Below are 14,936 nucleotides of genomic sequence, written 5' to 3'. Positions count from 1 at the left end.
CGTCGCCCTCATCTCGTGCCACCCGGGGCCGTGCGCCGCCCCGCCGCGTTCTCCGCCGCGTTCTCCGCCGCGTTCTCCGCCTGGCTCGGCGCAGCGGTCCACGAGCGGCGGCGGAAGTGGTAGAGCCGCCGCTTGAGCTCCAGTCGGCGCGGGGTGTCACTCTCGCCGATGTGGACGCGCGGCAGCGCGTACACGCCGGTGAGCTGCCGGGGCGAGATGGCGCAGCCGTACCGGTAGCCAGCCTCACGTACGGCGTTCATCAGAGGGCGGCTGACATCTCCGTACGGATAGCAGAACCCCTGCGTGGTGCCCCCGGTGAGCTCCTCCAGCAGTGCCTTGCTCTCGCGGATCTCGGCCCGCAGCTGAGGGGTGTCGGCCTCGGTGAGGCTGATGTGCGTCAGGCCGTGCGAGCCGATCTCCATCCCGGCGGCCGCGGCGGCCCGGACGCCCTGGGCGGTCAGCAGCGGCTTGCGCGGGCCCAGCGGGTCCCACGCGTTCTCGCCGCCGAGTCGGCCCGGCAGGACGAAGACGGTGGCGTGGCAGCCGTAGTGGCGCAGCAGCGGCAGCGCGTTGTCGACGAAGTCGCTGTATCCGTCGTCGAAGGTGAGGCCGACCAGACCGCGCCCGGTGCCACGCGCGAGGGCGTCGAGCAACTGCGCGACGCTGACGCCGCGCAGACCTCGCTCGCGCAGCCAGAGCAGCTGCTGCTGGAGGCGCTCGGGCGAGACGGTGACCTTGTACGGGTCGTCGGAGCAGTCGTCCACCGAGTGGTACATCGCCACCCACGGGGACTCGCCGGGCAGCCACCGCTGGGCGCGGAGTGCGCGATGACTGGTCCCGGTGTCGGGAGGGGCTGTCTCAACGGGCATGGCGCAGCTTTCTGGTCGCGGTCTGGACGGCAGGAAGAAGTGCCTGTGCTCTCAGGGCCCACAGCAGCACCAGGAAGGTGCAGCCGATCGCCGCGCTGCCGAGGGCCGCACCGGCCAGCGGGTGCGGCACGCGCGCGGCGCACACCAGCCCGACGACCGTCGCGCACACCGCGGCCAGCAGCGGCTTGGCCAGTTCGAGGAGCACCTTGGGGAGGCGTACGGGGATGCCCCGGCTGCCCATCGCGGCCAGCAGCAGGACGGCGGTCAGCGTGATGCCCAGGGCGTTCGCGGCGGCGATGCCCTGCACCCCCCACAGGCCGACCGCGTAGGCCCCGCCGCCCGCGGTGGCCACCATGCCCACCGCCATGGCGAGTACCGGGTACCAAGTGGGGCGCCCCGCCGAGAAGTAGGAGCGGACCAGCACGCCCACCAGGCAGTGGCCCAGCAGGCCCAGTGCGTAGACCCGCATCACGGCGGCCGTCGCGGCGGTGTCCTGGGCGGTGAACGCGCCCCGCTGGAACAGCACCTCGATGATCTGCGGCGCGCAGGCGAACACGACCGCCGCGCCCGCCAGGACGATGCTGGCCGCCGCGGCGAGGTCCCGCTCGACGCGCTCCCTGGCCCGTTCCAGGTCGCCGCGGGCCATGGCCTGGGCGACGACCGGAAAGGTGACGGTGGCCAGCATCAGCGAGAGCACCATCGGCAGCTGGGCCACCTTCTGGGCGTAGTTCAGGTGGGAGATGGCGCCCGCGGGCAGCGAGGACGCCAGGAAGCGCTCAATGAGGACCTGCGACTGGCGGCAGAGGGCGAACAGCAGCACCGCGGCGATCAGCATCAGCTTCATCGAGCGGCCCTCGGCCGGCGCGGGCGCCGACGCTGACGCGGCCGCCGACGCGGGCGCTTCCTGCGCACCGTCCGGGGCAGCGCCGTCCGTGACCGGCTGGAAGCGCGGCACGGCGACCAGCCTGCGCCGGAGCGAGGGCGCCTGGATCGCCACCATCAGCGCGCCACCCACCGCGACCCCGACCGCGGCCGACCGTACCCCCCAGCGGTCGGCGAAGACCAGCATCGTGGTGATGATGCCGACGTTGTAGGCCAGGTAGATGGCGGCGGGCGCCAGATAGCTGCTGTGCGCGCGCAGCGCGGCGCTGCAGTATCCGGTCAGGCCGAAGGTCAGGACGCAGGTAGCGGTCAGCCGGGTGCAGTCGATGGCGAGCCCGGGGTCCGGCAGACCGGGAGCGAGCAGCGCCACCAGGTGGGGCGCGCCGAGCATCAGCAGCAGAGCGGCGGCCAGGCAGGCGAGGGTGAGGCGTGGCAGCGACGTCGCCACCAGGGCGCGTACGGGGTCGGGGGCGGCGGAGCCGGTGGTGGCGGCCCGTCGGGCGAGCGCCGCGCTGAACGCGGGCACCAGGACGAACGCGAGCCCGTCCTCGATGAGCAGCGTGGAGGCCACCTCGGGCACGGTCCAGGCGATCAGGAACGCGTCCGTCTCGTGGCCCGCGCCGAAGAGATGGGCGAGCGCCTGGTCGCGGCCGAGTCCGAGCAGCGCCCCGGCCGCCGCGAGCACGGCGGTGAGCAGGGCCGCCCGGGCGAGGAACCGGTTCGACGAGCGCGAGGGCTCGTGACCGGCCCCGGGCCCATCCCCGGATCCCGGGTGGGCCCGGGACCGGCTCGGAGGTGTCGGGGGTGTCGGAGGCGAGGGCCTGGCGAAGCGGTGCGGCTGCGGGGGAACGGCGGGAACGCGCAGCGCCCTCCGTGGCTCGCCGTCGACGGCGGGAGTGACGGGAGTGAGCGGTCTCATGGCCTGGGCACTTCCTTCAGGTGTGCCGCCGACGCCGCCTGTGCCGTCGGCGCCAGGGCCCACCAGGCGGCCAGGCCGAAGACGAGAGCGGTCAGCACGGTGGAGGGGCCACCGATATCGGCGTACGCGAAGTCGACCAACTGCCACAGGAGCAGCCCGCAGGCCACGAGCGCGCAGTCCACCCCGTACGGACCGGCGCGGGCCGCGCGACTGGCGCGACTGGCGCGGAGCCGACGGAGGCCGCACACCAGCAGCGCCGCCCAGCTCCCGGCCATGGCGCACAGACCGAGCAGGCCCTGCTCACTCAGGATGAGCAGGTACATGTTGTGCGGGGACAGCAGCGGCTGGCGGCGGAAGTCGGCGCCGGCCCCAGCGGTGTCGCTGCCCGACGAGAGGGCGAGCGAGGCGTGGCTGTCGCGGTGGGCGGGGAAGTTCTTGAGGCCGACGCCGGTGACCGGGCGCTCGTGCCACATGTCGACGGCCGCGGCCCACATCGTGTACCGGTCGGTGACGGACTGGTCGGGGGCGTCAGTGACCTGGGTGATGCTGGTGAGGCGTTCCTGAAGCAGCGCGGTACCGATCCCGAGTCCGCCCACCAGGATCACCCCGACCGCCGCGACCGCCGCGAACAGCCGCACGGCCCGGCGCAGACCCGCGAGCACCACCTGCGCGGCGCAGGCCACGGCGGTGGCGATCCACGCGCCGCGGCTGAAGGAGAGCGCCAGCGGCAGGACGAGCAGCAGCGCGCAGCCGACCGCCACGGCGCGCTGGCGGGCCTGATCGCTCCCGAGCGCGAGCGCCACCGCGCAGATCAGCCCGTACGCCACCACCGTCGACATGCCCATCACATCGGAGGGGCCGAAGGTGCCGACGGCGCGGATGTTCTCGCCCATGTACGAGGCGCCGGTCCCGGTCAGGTACTGATGGACGCCGACCGCCCCCTGCCACACCGCGAGACCGACCAGCGTCCAGGCCACCAGCCGGAAATCGCGCCGGTCGCGGACCAGCAGCACCACGGCCACCGGTACGAGGACGAAGACCTGGAAGTAGCGCCCCATGCCGGTCAGCGCCGTGGGCAGCGAGTCCGCGCCGAGCGCCGCCACGGCGATCCCGACGACGGGCAGCCCGAGCACCAGGGCGGCGGTACGGGTCAGCGGCCGCTCGCGGCGCCGCACCACCCGCAGGACGCAGTAGACCACCACGCCCGCGGAGACCGCGTCGGCCAGCGTCCCGCCGCCCGACTCCTCGGCGCCGGGCGCCATGGGCAGCCCCAGGGTGCAGATCAGCAGCAGGAGCGGCAGCACCGGAGCCGCCTCGCGCAGGGCCCGCGGCACGGCGAAGCGGTAGCCGGTAGGCAAGGGGCGGCCGACGGGCGTAGAGGCCGAGGCGGGGGCGCTCACCCGCGTCAGCTCCCCGTCGGCCGGATGAGCGAGGCGGCCGTACGCAGCAGGATGCTGATGTCCCGCCAGAGCGACCAGCTGTCGATGTAGGCGTTGTCGAAGCGGCAGCGGTCCTCGATGGAGGTGTCACCGCGCAGTCCGTTGATCTGGGCGAGGCCGGTGATCCCGGTCGGCATCCGGTGCCGGGCGGCGTAGCCGGGGTGGCTCTCGCTGAACTTGGCGACGAAGTACGGGCGTTCCGGGCGCGGGCCGACCAGGCTCATATCGCCACGGAAGACGTTCCACAGCTGGAGTAGCTCGTCCAGTGAGCTGCGGCGCAGAAAGCGGCAGAACCACGCCATCTGCCGCTCGTCCGCGACGCTCCAGCGTGTCGCCGACTCCATGGGGTCGGCCGGGCGGTGGGTGCGGAACTTCAGCAGTGTGAACGGCCGCCCGTCCTTGCCGATGCGCTCCTGCCGGAACACCACCCCCGGCCCTTCGCTGAGCCGCAGCCACAGCGCGCACACCAGCAGCACCGGGCTGGTCAGCACCAGCAGGGCTCCCGAGACCAGCAGGTCGAGCGCGCGCTTGCCCGGGTGGTACCGGCGCGGCATGACGGCCACCGGGCGGGACGGGAAGCCCGCCAGATGCCGGGGCGCGCCCCGGTCGGGGTGGAGGACGTACGGAGAGGGCGGGGTGTCGAGCTGCCAGACCTCGCAGTGGAGTTCACCGAGGGCGCGCAGCCAAGGCTGGTGCTCGGGCGCGCTCGGGCTGCCCATGAGCAGGGCGCGCCGGACACCGTTCTGGATGACCGCGCGGCGTACGTCGTCCACCGTGGTCAGTACGGGGAGCTGGGGCCCTCGCGTGTACACGGCCGTGCTGGTGGCCGCCTGCTGCCGCGCGCCGGGGGCGGCCGGGGCGACGATGCCCACCGGGCGTACACCGCTGGCGGGTTGGCGGAGCAGGGCGGCGGCCACCCGGGGCGCCGTCATCTGGGGCCCGATCAGCAGGGCGGCGGCCGGGTGGCGTGCCACGGCGGCCCGGTGACGCCCGTACACCAGCCCACGCCCGGCGATGGTCAGCAGACCGTGCAGGGCGCAGCCCGCCGCCAGCGCCTTCACCGGCACCGGCGCCAGCTGCGGCAGGCCCGCGAGCAGGGCGGCCAGGGCGCACCAGAGGACGGCGATCCGGGCCGCGATGGCCGGGCAGTCGTCCAGCAGCAGCCGCGGTTCGGCGCTCCGGTAGAGACCGGCCTGCCCGTTCAGTACGGCGAGCGCGGCGACGAAGGCGGCGATCAGCAGCGGGTGGCGCTGCTCGGCGGCCAGCGCCAGCGCACCGCCGGTCAGCGCGGCCGCGCCGTCCACGAGCAGCAGGGCCGTCCGTGCCACGCGGGGTGCGGCCGGGCGCCTGTGGGTACGGCCACGGGTGCGACCCACCGCCGTACGGGGCGAGACGACCGGGGCGAACGGGGTCGCCCAGGTCGCGGTGAGCGGCTGGGAGGTAGCGGTACGTTCCGGGCTCACGGCGCGATCGACTCCTTGTGCTCAGGGGGCTCCACACCCGCGAGTTCGCGATACACGTCCGCCACCGCGGCAGTGGTGCGCCGAATGTCGTGCCGGGCGCGGGCGTGAAGGTGGGCCTGGTCACCCAACGCGCTGCGGCGTCGCGGGTCACGCAGCAGTTCCACCAGCGCGCGCGCCAGCGCGTCCGGGTCGTCGGGCGGCACCAGGCAGTGCGGCGCCAGAGAGGGCGGCACGCTCTCCCGCGCGCCGTCCACATCCGTCACGAGCACCGGCCGCCCGCAGGCCATCGCCTCCAGCGGGGCCAGCGCCATGCCCTCCCACCGGGAGGGCAGGACGACGAGGTCGGCCGCCTGGTACCACCCGAGTGGGTCATCGACGGCTCCGGCGAACCGTACGGAATCGGGGGCGCCCTCCCGTAGCCGCGGGGCGTCGGGCCCGTCCCCGACCAGGGCCAGCCGGGCGCCGGGCAGCTCCCGCAGTACCGCGGGCCAGGCCGCGAGCAGGACGTCCTGTCCCTTCTGGCGGCAGAGGCGGCCCACACACACGACCAGGGGCCCCGCGCCGGTCTCCGCGCTGTCAGCGGCGCCAGGGCCGGGACGCGTCGCCGGGCGGAAGCGTTCGAGGTCGACGCCGTTGGGGATGACCGTCCAGCGAGCATTGATCCCGGCGCGCCGTCCTGTCTCCCGCTCCGCCGCGCTGACGCAGATGACGCGGGCGGTCCAGCGGGCCGCGAACCGCTCCCAGCCAAGCGCCAGTCGGGCGGCGGCGCCATCGACGGCCTCGAAGGACCAGGCGTGCGGCTGGAAGACGGTGGGCACGCGGTTCCGTACGGCGAGCCGCGCGGCGAGACCGGCCTTGGCGCTGTGCGCGTGGATGACGTCCGGACGGGTGGCGCTGACCACGGCCGCGAGGCGGCGCACCTCGCCCACCAGGCTCGGGCCGGGGGACCGGGTGGCCTGCCAGGGGAGTACGGCACAGCCCAGGTCGGCCAGTGCGACGGCCAGTGGCCCACCGGGTGGGCAGGCCACGGACACCTCCATACCGGCGGCGAGTTGAGCGTGCGTCAGGTCCCCGAGTACCCGGGCCACGCCCCCTTCGACGGGTTGCGCCACATGAAGGACCCGCATGACCGGCTTCCTCTCCAGGATAAGGAGACATATGAACGAATGACGAGAACGCGAAAGTCATATTTATTGGCTGGTCTTTGGTGCCCCATATCGCCTGCGTGAGGGGGAAGCAACAATAGCCACTCGGGATCATCGGGACCCCCAGCGAGACGTGTGTCGGATTAATGAAATGTGTGACCTTCGGGGCGTTCTGATGGCCTGTCACCCGAACGGGTGCGCAACTCCTCGCCAGCTGGACCGTTGCTCCAAAGGCCGGGGTGATGCCCTGGCACAACACCACAACCCCGAGGAGTACTTTCATGTCGCGTACCGTGAGGGCCATCGCCTTTTCCGCCGTGGCCGCCGCCGCCCTGGCCGGCAGTGCGGGTGTCGCCGTCGCCGACGCCGGCGCGAAGGGTGCCGCCCACAACTCCCCCGGCGTGCTCTCGGGCAACGTCGTCCAGGTGCCCGTCCACGTCCCCGTGAACGTCTGCGGTAACACCGTCAACGTGATCGGCCTGCTGAACCCGGCGTTCGGCAACACCTGCGTCAACGACTGATCTCGACGCAGCCTGTCTTTTCCGCAGCCGCCCCATCCAGGGGCGGCTGCTTTTGTCTGCCCCCAAATGGGCGAGGGCCGGTTGCGGGCCCCCACTCTTGCTCGCACGGTGATCTCAAGATCGGACAAACTACCGAAAGGGAGATCCCATGCCCGCTGTACCCGTACGGCGCCTAGCGACTTCGGCGCTCTGCGCGACACTCCTCTTTGGCACCGCGGCGCCAGCGATCGCGGCGGAGGACGGCGCGGACCGCTCCCGCCGCACGGAAGTGTCATCCGTCCCGGTCCCCGGCGCGGACAAACTGCTCAGCCAGACCAAGGCGCTCGGGGACGTCGCCGGGGTGCTCAAGCCGGTCACCGACCTCGTGGAGGCGTCCCTCGAGGCCGCCACCGGCGAGCTGGACGCGGCGGAAGCCACCAAGCACACGGACGCGGTCAAGGAGGCCATCGCCGCGGCCCAGGAGCAGGCGCCGGACGCCACGAGCTCCGACGGGGCGAAAGCGCGGGCGAAGGCTCCGGTCGACCTGCCAGCGGAGGCGCTGGCGTCGCTGCAGGCCGCGGTCGACGCCCTGGTCAAGGCGGCGACGGCGGGCGATGCGACCGGGGTCATCACCCAGTCCACGGTCGTGGTGACGGGCCTGGTCAACTTCGTCGTGGCCACGCTGCTCGGCGGCGGGCTGCCGGTACCGGACCTGCCGGGCCTGCCCGAGCTGCCGACGCTGCCGGAGCTGCCGGTGGAGGTCCCGGGAGCCCCTGAGGTCCCCGAGCTCCCGGTGGACGCCGGACTTCCCGAGACCCCCGCCCTCCCGGAGACCCCGGCGCTGCCCGGCCTCCCGTAGGCGCTGTGCCCCTGCCCGCCGCGTCGGCCGTACGGCCCGCGCGGCGGGCTTTTATATGAACGTCCGGATTTCCGGCATGCAGCCTACGCGTCAGCACAACCGAGAAATTCCGCGCCTCAGGGTTTCCGTAGCGGTCCACGCTCGTTGAGCAGGAAGAAGGAGACAGCGGGCATGCGAAATGCCCCGAACGGTCATTCCACACGGGTGACGCATTGTCGCCGAAGAAAGGAAAATGATGAAGGCTCTGAAGGCCGCTGCCGTCGTTGCGGGTTCCCTGGTCATTTCCGGTGCCGCCGCGCCCGCCTTCGCCTCGGACCTTACGCCGTCGAGCCTGAACGGCGCACTGAACACTGTCACCAGCCAGGGACTCAAGGACGTCCAGGGCCCGGTGCACACCGACGCGCTCGACCCGAGCAACTCCAACTCCGTGCTGAACACCGTCACGGGTGCCACGGGAGACCTGGAAGTCGGCGGTCCCAACTCGCCCACCAGCCTCCTCGGCGGCCTGCCCCTCTCCAGCTGACTTTCCCTCATCTCGGCTAACTGGGCCGAGTGAGCGAAGAAATCCTCCGGTCGTGTTTCCGGGCTCGGAGCACGGCACGGACCCGTAAGGTACGAAAATCCCGGTATGAGAATGCCGGTATGGAAACCCCTAAGGAAGGTTTGAAAATGAATTCCTCCAAGAAGGCCGCCATGGTCGTGGCTGTTGCCGGTCTCGCGGCGGGCGCGGCCTCTGGCACCGCCTTCGCCGACGCCGACGCGCGCGGTCACGCCTCGCACTCCCCGGGCGTCGGCTCCGGCAACCTGCTCCAGGTCCCGATCCACATCCCGGTCAACGTGTGCGGTAACACCGTCAACGGCATCGCGGGCCTCAACCCGACCTTCGGTAACACCTGCGTCAACGACTGACGCTGCCGCGCGATGCTCGCGCGCCTGTAGGTCGCGTAAACGAAGGCTGGTTTGGCGTACCCGTTCTGCCGAACCAGCCTTCGACGTGTGGGCCAACCGGGTGACAATGTGGCGGGCGGGCCGGGCCGCCTCGCTAGGCTGCCGACGTGACTTCAACGCCAAGCGTAGACACCGCCTTTGACCCCGCCGATCTGGGAACTCTCGCCGTTATCTCCTGGAGTGGCGAACACCCCGAAGAGGAAAAGGACATGCCCTTTCTCCTCGCCTACTCCCTGGGCGACGGCCCGGGAGGCCCCGAAGCGTCGTCGAACGCCGTGCGGGGGCTGCTGGACCAGACCGGCCTGCCGGTCGGCGGAAACGTCCAGAACGGTGCTGACAAGCCCAGCTTCCCGGTGTCGCTGCTGGTCCAGGCGGGCCAGGCCGTCATCAACATGCCGTACCTGAACGCCCAGTGCGTGGTTCCGCCGGAATGGCTCAGCGCGGCCGAGGCCCGGGGATACGCCTACTTCGTGTTCACCACCCGCCCCTGGCCCTCCGCGACGCCGGGCCAGCCGGTCACCGAAGAGGACCTCGCACAGTTCGCGGGCGACGAGGAGACACTTATCGCCGCCGCCCACTGCCTCCTCCCCGTACGGGAACTGCGCGGCTGACCGATTATCAGACGACCGCGCATTAGTGCCGTCGGGGGAATGTCGGGGCAATTCTGCACTGATGTCGTACTCAAGGTCGTTAGCCCAGGTACGGCCACACCACGCAAAGCCGAAAGGGTCCGTGCCCGAGATGAACAAGAAAGCCAAAGGGGCGCTCGCCGCACTGGTGAGCTCCGTCGCCGCTGCCACCGGAGCCTCCACCGCCGTCGCGGCGGAGCAGGTCCCCGTCTCCGTTCCGCTGTCCGGAGTGGAGCACGCCCTGCATATGGAGGCTCCGAAGCTCAGCACCGGGGTGCCCCTTCCGCTCCCTGGCGCCCCCGAGGGCCCGCGGTATGTGGAGGGGCAACTGCTTCCCGACGGAATCCTGCCCCAGGTGCCGCTCAGCACCGAGCTGCCGAAGACGGAGCTCACGTCCCCGGTGCCCCAGCTCCTGCCGAACGAGAAGGTGGACCGTCTCGGTCTCTCCACGCCCGGCTCCGGTGTGGAGGCCAGCACGCCCGGTGCCTCGGTGAACCCGCCGCTCACCGGACCGCTCGCCAACCGCTTCGGCCTGCCGGACGTGACACTCCCGCAGGCGGCGCTGGAGACCCCGATGTTGCAGTCCGAGCCGGGAGCCGATCTGGGGCTCAACTAGCGATCCGTGGAGCCGGACGGAGACTCAGCCGTCCGGCTCCACGACCGTAGGCGGGGGTGACGGGGGTCAAGGGGGCGAAGAGGGTGAGGAGGGCGAAGAGAGTGAAGACCGACCGGCCCGTCCGGGGCGTTGTCACCCGCCGCAGCGCGCTGCTCGTCGCGCTCGGCGCCGTACCGACCGCCATCGCTATCGCTGTGACGGCCCGGCGCTCGCGGTCGACCGGCCCCGATTCCGGCGAGGTCACCGCGGACGGTGCCCCGGGCCCCGCGCCCGACGGTTTCGACGAGATGTACCGAGGGCGGCGCATTCGCGGCGTACCGGGCGCAGATCGCGCGGCACCCGGCCGTCAGGGATCCCTGGAGGTCACCGTCGACGGCCGTCCCCTGCACCTCATGCGGCGCGCCGACAACACGTACCTGAGCATGGTCGACCACTACGCGGCCTACCCCACCCCGCTGGAGGCGGCCCGCGGAGCCGTCGACGAACTGCACGGTCAGCCCCTGCGCCTGCACACCACCTGAGACACGCCTGAGACACGACGCCTGAGACACGAAGGAGCGCGAGCGGCCATGGCGTACATACGGCAGAACCAGAGCACGCTCACCGCCGCGCAGAAGAAGCGGTTCGTGGCCGCCGTGCTCGCACTCAAGCGCAAGGGTCAGTACGACGATTTCGTGCGGACCCACATCGAGTTCTACGTGAGCGACGGCGACGGCGGGCTGCGCGTGGCCCATATGACGCCGTCCTTCCTGCCCTGGCACCGTAAGTTCCTGCTCGACTTCGAGCAGGCGCTGCAACGGGTGGACTCGGGGGTCTCGGTGCCCTACTGGGACTGGACGGCGGACCGGTCGCCCGCCGCTTCCCTGTGGGCCGACGACTTCCTCGGAGGCAACGGCCGCCGCTCGGACCGGCAGGTGATGACCGGGCCCTTCGCCTACCAGAACGGCAACTGGAAGATCACCGAATCGGAGTCCGAGGCCGAGTACCTCACCCGTGACTTCGGCCGCCCGCACGACCCCATGGACCTGCCGAAGCCGGAGGATCTGGCCGTGGCGATGCGGGACCCGCGGTACGACGCCGAGCCGTGGAACTCGCTGACGGAGACCGGCTTCCGTAACAGGCTCGAAGGCTGGACATCCGGCCGGGGCAACGACCGGTGGCGCAACCACAACCAGGTACACCGCTGGGTGGGCGGCCATATGCTCGGCGCCTCCTCGGTCAACGACCCGGTGTTCTGGCTGAACCACGCGTTCGTCGATCTGTGCTGGTCACGCTGGTACGAGCGGCACGGCGACGCCGCTCCTTATCTGCCAGCCGAGCCCCCGCGGCCGGGTCAGCCCCAATTCCGGCGGATCATCGCGGCCGAGGAGCGGATGCCGCCGTGGGACGTACGTCCCGTCGACCTCATCGAGCACAAGCAGCTGTACAGGTACGGCTGAACAGGTAGCTGAACAGGTACGCCTGACATACGAAGGCCCCCGGCGCGTCGGCGCCGGGGGCCTTCGTTCCGCGTGATCAGCCGCCGTAGCCGCCGTCGCCCATGTCGATGCCGTCGCTGATGTTGGAGCAGCTGTTGCCGAAGGCCGGGTTGAGGCCCGCGATGCCGTTGACCGTGTTCCCGCACAGGTTGATCGGGACGTGGACCGGGATCTGCAGCAGGTTGCCCGACAGAACGCCCGGCGAGTGAGCGGCTTCGCCCTTGGCGCCGGCGTCGGCCACAGCCATACCAGCGCCGCTGAGCATCACAGCACCCGTGCCGAGAGTGACAGCGGCTGCCTTCGCGATGCGTGACATCACGTTCTCCTTTTGCTTGGCAGGTGGCGGCTGCGTGGTCGCGGCCGCCGGGCTGTTAAACGGCACCGGATGCTGTGGGTAACGGCTCTGATGGGTACGCATGCCGCAAAGCGGTCAGATTTACCTCCAACAGCAGCATCGGCCACGCGAGCGGTCACGCGTCCGTGAGCTAGCGGTCGTCCTGCTCGGAGGACCCCGACGCCTCGGCCTCCGCCTGCTTGGCCTGGACCTCGGGGTCCAGTGCGGTCTGGCCGCTGCCGTCCACCGAGGAGAACCGGGCGTCGTCGGACACCTCCGTGGCGGCGGGCGGCTCGACCAGCCAGTCCGGGTTGGCCTGCTTGTCCCACCAGCGCCAGGCGGCGACCGCGGCGGCGCCCACCGCGCCGAGCACGACGAGCCGCTTGGCCACCCATCCGGCCCTGGACCGGCGCTCGTGCCGCTTGACCAGCCGCTGGATCTCCTTGGGTGAGACCTCGCCGCGCAGCGCGGCCAGAGCGGCGGCGCTGCGGGCCGCGGCTTCGCTGGCGGCGGGCTGGGCCGCGGCCACGGCCTGCTCGACCCGCGGCCGGGTCGCGGCGGCCGCGTGGCGGGCGGCTTCGCGGGCGCGGGTGGCGGCGTGATCCACCCGGGGTGGTACGTGGGTGCGCGCCTGCTCCAGGCGATGCGCGAGATGGGCGTCGTACTGGAGGCGTGCCTGGTCGGCGGCCTGGTGCGCGGCGCTGCTCACCTTGGGCGCGAGGCGCAGCCGGGCCTCGTGCGCGTAGTGCGCCGCGGTGTCCCTGGCCGTGTCTGCGTAGGGCGCCACCGCCTCGGCGGCGTGGCGCGCGCTGTCCTTCGCCGAACTGGCCGCGGCGCGTGCGCTGTCGATGCGGGTCACGGGATCACCTTCCTGGTCGGTGGCGTACACGGGGGACGTGGGCCGCGCGGGGGCTGGCGGTCCACGGGAGAACCACGATTCACCTTTCCACCCTTTTCTGGATCATGCGCGCCAGAGGCCTCTGGGCGGTTCATCAGCGGGCAATGCGGTGCAAGAGGAGCTTGTGGACGACAATGCCACGGAACCGCTCGGTACGCGCCTCTTCGGCGGCGGCGGGTCCGGCTCGCTCCTTGCTCTCGACCTGTCACGATCCGTGGGAGGATTTGCGAGGTCAGTGAGGACAACGGAAGGCAGATCGTGGCTGAGGAGCTTTACGCCACCCTGAAGACCAGCCTGGGTGATATCGAGGTAAGGCTGCTGCCGAACCACGCGCCCAAAACGGTCCGGAACTTCGTCGAGCTCGCCAAGGGTGAGCGCGAGTGGACCAGCCCGTCGACCGGGAAGAGGTCCACGGACAAGCTCTACGACGGCACGGCCTTCCACCGGGTGATCAGCGGCTTCATGATCCAGGGCGGTGATCCGCTGGGTAACGGCACGGGTGGCCCCGGCTACGAGTTCGCCGACGAGTTCCACCCCGAGCTGTCCTTTGACAAGCCGTACCTGCTGGCCATGGCGAACGCGGGCCCGAACACCAACGGCTCGCAGTTCTTCATCACGCTCGCCCCGACGGCCTGGCTGACGCGTAAGCACAGCATCTTCGGCGAGGTCGCGAACGACGCGAGCAAGAAGGTCGTGGACGCCATCGGCGGCGTCCAGACCAATCCGCGCACCGACGCCCCGCTCAAGGACGTCGTCATCGAGTCGGTCGTGGTCGAGACCCGCGAGAAGTGATCACATAACGGGTTCGCCCCAGGGAACCTTTTCGCCCCGCTCATCCGTAAAGATGGGCGGGGCGGTGTGTTGTGTTGTACGAGACGCCGCGACCGGCCGGAGATTCTGAGGGGACCGTGATGGAGCAGGCGCCAGGTAGTCCGCAGGGTGCGCAGAGCCTGCCCGGCTGCTACAGGCATCCGGACCGTGAGACGGGCATCCGCTGCAACCGCTGTGAGCGGCCGATCTGCCCTGAGTGCATGGTGGACGCGTCCGTCGGCTTCCAGTGCCCCACCTGCGTACGCGAGGGGTCGGGCACCGGGCACGCACCGGCCGCGAGTCAGCCGCGCACGCTCGCGGGCGGCTCGGTGGTGGCGGACCCCCGGCTGGTCACGAAGATCCTGCTCGGGATCAATGTGGCGGTGTTCATCGCGATCCTGGCGAACGACCAGCTGGTGCGGGAACTGACGCTGCTGGGCGCCACGCCTCCGGGGTTCATCCCGGAAGGCGTCGCCCACGGTCAGTGGTACCGCCTGGTCACGTCGATGTTCGCGCACCAGGAGATCTGGCACATCGGCTTCAACATGCTCGCGCTGTGGTGGCTCGGCGGCCCGCTGGAGGCCGCGCTGGGCCGGGCCCGCTTTCTGGCGCTCTATCTGGTGTCCGGGCTTGCGGGCAGCGCGCTCACCTATCTGATCGCGTCCCCGACCCAGTTCTCGCTCGGCGCCTCCGGCGCCGTCTACGGTCTGTTCGGCGCGACCGCCGTCCTGATGCGCCGCCTCAACTACGACATGCGCCCGGTCATCGCGCTCCTGGCGATCAACCTGGTCTTCACGTTCACCATGGCCAACATCGCGTGGCAGGCACACGTCGGAGGTCTTGTGGCGGGCCTCGCCATCGCGTACGCCATGGTGCACGCCCCGCGTGAGCGCCGGACGCTGGTGCAGGCCGGGACGTGTGCGCTGGTGCTGCTCGTGGCGCTGGTGATGATCGTGCTGCGGACCGCCCAGCTCACCTGACGAGACGCTTGTCCACCGTCTGGGAGTGAGTTGTCCACAGCCTCCGCCCGAACCTGTGCATGAGCTGGGGAACAGCAGTGCCCCTTGTCCCTGACCTGGGTTTGTGCAGGAAGGACAAGGGGCGTACGGCTATCGGCGGTGCGGGCAGTCCGTCATACCGGCGTCAA

17 protein-coding genes are annotated in these 14,936 nt (G+C 71.3%); 10 read left to right on the top strand and 7 right to left on the bottom strand.

Translation table 11 applies throughout. The features are described from left to right. Nucleotides 1-8: 8 nt before the first annotated feature. From GCN81_RS30380 to GCN81_RS30360, 5 genes are read right to left on the bottom strand one after another with little or no spacing between them, the layout of a single operon-like run. Nucleotides 9-869 (bottom strand): polysaccharide deacetylase family protein, encoded by an 861-nt coding sequence (locus GCN81_RS30380; protein ID WP_407698035.1) that lies wholly within the window; start codon nucleotides 867-869, stop codon nucleotides 9-11. After that, a complete protein-coding gene (murJ, locus tag GCN81_RS30375; protein ID WP_156727750.1) occupies nucleotides 859-2,670 on the bottom strand; it encodes a murein biosynthesis integral membrane protein MurJ in 1,812 nt (603 codons plus the stop codon). Before murJ ends, GCN81_RS30380 begins: the two co-directional genes overlap by 11 nt. Next, nucleotides 2,667-4,070, bottom strand: coding sequence for an O-antigen ligase family protein (locus tag GCN81_RS30370; protein WP_407698034.1), 1,404 nt, complete (start codon nucleotides 4,068-4,070; stop codon nucleotides 2,667-2,669). The genes murJ and GCN81_RS30370 overlap by 4 nt, the downstream gene beginning before the upstream one ends. A gap of 5 nt (nucleotides 4,071-4,075) precedes the next feature. Further along, complete coding sequence (locus tag GCN81_RS30365; RefSeq protein ID WP_156727749.1) at nucleotides 4,076-5,572, bottom strand: exopolysaccharide biosynthesis polyprenyl glycosylphosphotransferase; 1,497 nt, start codon at nucleotides 5,570-5,572, stop codon at nucleotides 4,076-4,078. Continuing rightward, nucleotides 5,569-6,699, bottom strand: coding sequence for a glycosyltransferase (locus GCN81_RS30360; RefSeq protein ID WP_156727748.1), 1,131 nt, complete (start codon nucleotides 6,697-6,699; stop codon nucleotides 5,569-5,571). Before GCN81_RS30360 ends, GCN81_RS30365 begins: the two co-directional genes overlap by 4 nt. Before the next feature lie 299 nt (nucleotides 6,700-6,998). On the opposite strand from GCN81_RS30360, the gene GCN81_RS30355 reads away from it, so the two are divergent. The 8 genes from GCN81_RS30355 (at nucleotide 6,999) to GCN81_RS30320 (ending at nucleotide 11,708) form a co-directional block, all read left to right on the top strand. After that, nucleotides 6,999-7,238, top strand: coding sequence for a chaplin (locus GCN81_RS30355; protein ID WP_156727747.1), 240 nt, complete (start codon nucleotides 6,999-7,001; stop codon nucleotides 7,236-7,238). A gap of 148 nt (nucleotides 7,239-7,386) precedes the next feature. Beyond that, nucleotides 7,387-8,076 carry a hypothetical protein gene (locus tag GCN81_RS30350; RefSeq protein ID WP_231627077.1) on the top strand — a complete coding sequence of 230 codons (690 nt, stop codon included), beginning with the start codon at nucleotides 7,387-7,389 and terminating at the stop codon, nucleotides 8,074-8,076. A 235-nt stretch (nucleotides 8,077-8,311) separates the two neighbouring features. Further along, the gene (locus GCN81_RS30345) at nucleotides 8,312-8,599 is read left to right on the top strand and encodes a hypothetical protein (protein ID WP_156727995.1); all 288 of its coding nucleotides are present in this window, start codon (nucleotides 8,312-8,314) and stop codon (nucleotides 8,597-8,599) included. Nucleotides 8,600-8,745: 146 nt separating this feature from the next. Next, complete coding sequence (locus GCN81_RS30340; RefSeq protein ID WP_156727746.1) at nucleotides 8,746-8,985, top strand: chaplin; 240 nt, start codon at nucleotides 8,746-8,748, stop codon at nucleotides 8,983-8,985. A gap of 146 nt (nucleotides 8,986-9,131) precedes the next feature. Further along, nucleotides 9,132-9,635, top strand: a complete 504-nt coding sequence (locus GCN81_RS30335) for a DUF5949 family protein (RefSeq protein ID WP_156727745.1) — start codon at nucleotides 9,132-9,134, stop codon at nucleotides 9,633-9,635. Between the two features lie 130 nt (nucleotides 9,636-9,765). After that, nucleotides 9,766-10,269, top strand: coding sequence for a hypothetical protein (locus GCN81_RS30330; protein ID WP_156727744.1), 504 nt, complete (start codon nucleotides 9,766-9,768; stop codon nucleotides 10,267-10,269). 101 nt (nucleotides 10,270-10,370) lie between these two features. Beyond that, complete coding sequence (locus GCN81_RS30325) at nucleotides 10,371-10,790, top strand: tyrosinase family oxidase copper chaperone (protein ID WP_407698033.1); 420 nt, start codon at nucleotides 10,371-10,373, stop codon at nucleotides 10,788-10,790. A gap of 48 nt (nucleotides 10,791-10,838) precedes the next feature. Beyond that, nucleotides 10,839-11,708: a tyrosinase family protein gene (locus tag GCN81_RS30320; protein ID WP_156727742.1), complete on the top strand. Its 870-nt coding sequence runs from the start codon at nucleotides 10,839-10,841 to the stop codon at nucleotides 11,706-11,708. Between the two features lie 76 nt (nucleotides 11,709-11,784). On the opposite strand, the gene GCN81_RS30315 is transcribed toward GCN81_RS30320, so the two are convergent. Together GCN81_RS30315 and GCN81_RS30310 are read right to left on the bottom strand one after the other, a co-directional pair. Then, entirely contained in the window at nucleotides 11,785-12,063 is a 279-nt protein-coding gene (locus GCN81_RS30315; RefSeq protein ID WP_156727741.1) for a chaplin, read from the bottom strand. A 169-nt stretch (nucleotides 12,064-12,232) separates the two neighbouring features. Then, on the bottom strand, nucleotides 12,233-12,940 hold the full coding sequence (locus GCN81_RS30310; RefSeq protein WP_156727740.1) for a DUF5324 family protein: 708 nt from the start codon (nucleotides 12,938-12,940) through the stop codon (nucleotides 12,233-12,235). Nucleotides 12,941-13,237: 297 nt separating this feature from the next. On the opposite strand from GCN81_RS30310, the gene GCN81_RS30305 reads away from it, so the two are divergent. Then, nucleotides 13,238-13,771 (top strand): peptidylprolyl isomerase, encoded by a 534-nt coding sequence (locus GCN81_RS30305; RefSeq protein ID WP_156727739.1) that lies wholly within the window; start codon nucleotides 13,238-13,240, stop codon nucleotides 13,769-13,771. Between the two features lie 119 nt (nucleotides 13,772-13,890). Next, nucleotides 13,891-14,769, top strand: a complete 879-nt coding sequence (locus tag GCN81_RS30300) for a rhomboid family intramembrane serine protease (RefSeq protein WP_156727738.1) — start codon at nucleotides 13,891-13,893, stop codon at nucleotides 14,767-14,769. Nucleotides 14,770-14,936: the final 167 nt, after the last annotated feature.

The sequence above is a fragment of the Streptomyces apocyni genome (genome assembly GCF_009739465.1).
GTDB lineage: Bacteria > Actinomycetota > Actinomycetes > Streptomycetales > Streptomycetaceae > Streptomyces > Streptomyces apocyni.
The sequence above is the reverse complement of the archived record's forward strand: the minus strand, read 5'-3'. Positions and strand labels throughout refer to the sequence as shown.